At 43.4% G+C, this 2,138-nt stretch carries 2 protein-coding genes and 1 pseudogene; 2 read left to right on the forward strand and 1 reads right to left on the reverse strand.

Annotated features, from left to right (window positions below):
• The coding region (locus A3761_RS28510; RefSeq protein ID WP_231881188.1) for a hypothetical protein at positions 1–191 on the reverse strand (191 nt) is incomplete at its 3' end.
• A 429-nt stretch (positions 192–620) separates the two neighbouring features.
• On the opposite strand from A3761_RS28510, the gene traF reads away from it, so the two are divergent.
• Positions 621–1,937, forward strand: a complete 1,317-nt coding sequence (traF, locus tag A3761_RS07420; protein WP_068511256.1) for a conjugal transfer protein TraF — start codon at positions 621–623, stop codon at positions 1,935–1,937.
• Between the two features lie 28 nt (positions 1,938–1,965).
• A pseudogene (cca, locus tag A3761_RS07425) lies at positions 1,966–2,138 on the forward strand (multifunctional CCA tRNA nucleotidyl transferase/2'3'-cyclic phosphodiesterase/2'nucleotidase/phosphatase); the annotation flags it as partial.

Consider the following 2,138-nt stretch of genomic DNA (forward strand, 5'->3'; position numbering starts at 1 on the left):
TCCGAGTCCTCCTTTCTTTCATAAGCGCCATACCCCGTAACACGGACTACAATAGGCTCAATCGGCTCCTTCTCCTCTTTCTTCATCGTACCCACACTATTCTTATCTTTATATTTATGGGCATGAGCCGGAGAAAAGCAGAGCGCAGCGGTTAGTAAACAAAAAATGACTAGATTCTTCAAAGCAAGCATATCAAACTAGGTTCCCAGTAAATGGTGAGCGAAGATCGCATCGAGACACCCCGAACAACAGATACTTAAATGCGTTAATAAGAGCCAAATACCTGAGTTTTTCATAATCACTATGAAAATCCTGTGCCAAGTCATTACTGTAAAATTTGCAGCAATTCAGGAGAGCGCTTGCCGTTTTCATAGCTCTAAGCGGCAAATAAGGTTGTTAGGCGGCAATACAGAGTCATTAAATGACTTCAATACATAAGCACAGTTAAGCCAAAAAAATACCACGAATTTGGACATTATGTTACAAAGCGTGACGTGCCCGTCGTTGTCACTTTCGACTTTCCGTTAAAATTGCCTCTACGGATCAAGCTACGTACAGTCACCGTACCGTTAGCCAGCATAAGTTAACTAGTCAGGACCCGCTCAAGGAACAAGGAAATAATGAATTTCAGATTCACCTTCAGCTTATCAAACTTTGCCATTTGCTTAGTTTGTCTCGCTTATAGCTCAACCGCACTAAGTGGCTACAAAGTATTTTTAGACCCTCGTTCAATGGCTATGGGCGGAACCGGTGTTGCTTCAGCTTCAAAGTTTAACGCGTCCGCTCACAACCCTGCTCTGATTGCCTTCAACCGAGGCGATAACCCCGACAAGATCTATCTTGCAATAAATAGTGGCCAGCGACAGCTTTACGGAGAGTCTTTTAACTCTGACGTTCTCGACTATCAAAATTCACCAATAGAACAAGACTTTATCAACGCCGCTAACAGCGGAGATATTAGCGACACCAGAGATACCGCTAAACTTCTAAAAGACTCTCTAAGTGAAAAAAGTTTTAGCTCATATCGCTCTGATGAAATGCATAACTTTAACTTGTTAGTGGATACTGACCCGCTAACTATCAATTTCTACACTCGCCGTGAAATTCGCAAAGTAAGCACCATCCTAAATAAAGATGCAGCAACTATTGATGACATTGTTAGACAAGTAGAAACTACTGGCCTTGCGGAATCCACAGGTATTGAAGACCTATTAAGTTCATCGGTTGAAAGCACTCAATTTGACTATGAAGAAATGGGCGCAACCGTCGCTACAACCAATGTTATTGATTATAACATGCCCATATCGTGGGGTTTTACACCCAAACTGATTCAGTTCAATGCATCTCAAGTTTCAAGGCCGCTAGATGAATACGATGTGAATAACGCTCCGGCTGACAGACCTAGTGATAGCAACCTAGAATGGAACGTAGATATAGGCTTAGCAATCCTGTTTACCGACAACTTTTTACGTGAAGAATTCGGCCTGGATGGTTGGTGGCTAGAAGGCGAGTGGGTATTCGGTATTTCTGGAATGAATATGTTTCCAACCGACATTTCAACATTCTCCCCTCCCGTACCCACTGATGAATTACCTCGAGGCAAGCCTTCAGTTCAAGCACGCTATAAAGTGGGTTTAGCCACTTACCGTGAAGACTATATGATGACGCTTGATATTGATCTAAACGAAGATGAAGTGTTCGCCTTCGAAGGCAATACCCGCTTCATATCTTTTGGTGGTGAGTATTACTGGAGAGATGACTTCCACTTACGTGCAGGTGCGCGCTTCAATATTGCTGAAACAGAAGAGGCCTCAAAAGAAGATCACACCTTAACAGCTGGTTTTTTATACCAGCCACGCCACTTCAATATTGAGGCTGCATTTATGCTGAGTGAAGTAGAAGCTGGCGGTTCGATAGGATTTGGTTTAGCATTCTAGCTCTTTCTCTCCCGTGGGCTTGAATGTGATGAAAACCTACCTTGTGGGTGGTGCTGTACGTGACTCTTTGCTCGAAATTAACAGCAAGGATAAAGACTGGGTCGTAGTAGGTAGCAACCCAGACGAGATGCTTAAACAAGGCTTTACCCAGGTCGGCCAAGACTTCCCTGTATTTCTCCACCCCAAAACTAGAGAAGAGTA

Source organism: Oleiphilus sp. HI0123 (assembly GCF_001635315.1).

Bases quoted from the DNA above. Each gene is read 5' to 3' on its own strand.
- traF (WP_068511256.1), top strand. From the start codon at position 621: ATGAATTTCAGATTCACCTTCAGCTTATCAAACTTTGCCATTTGCTTA.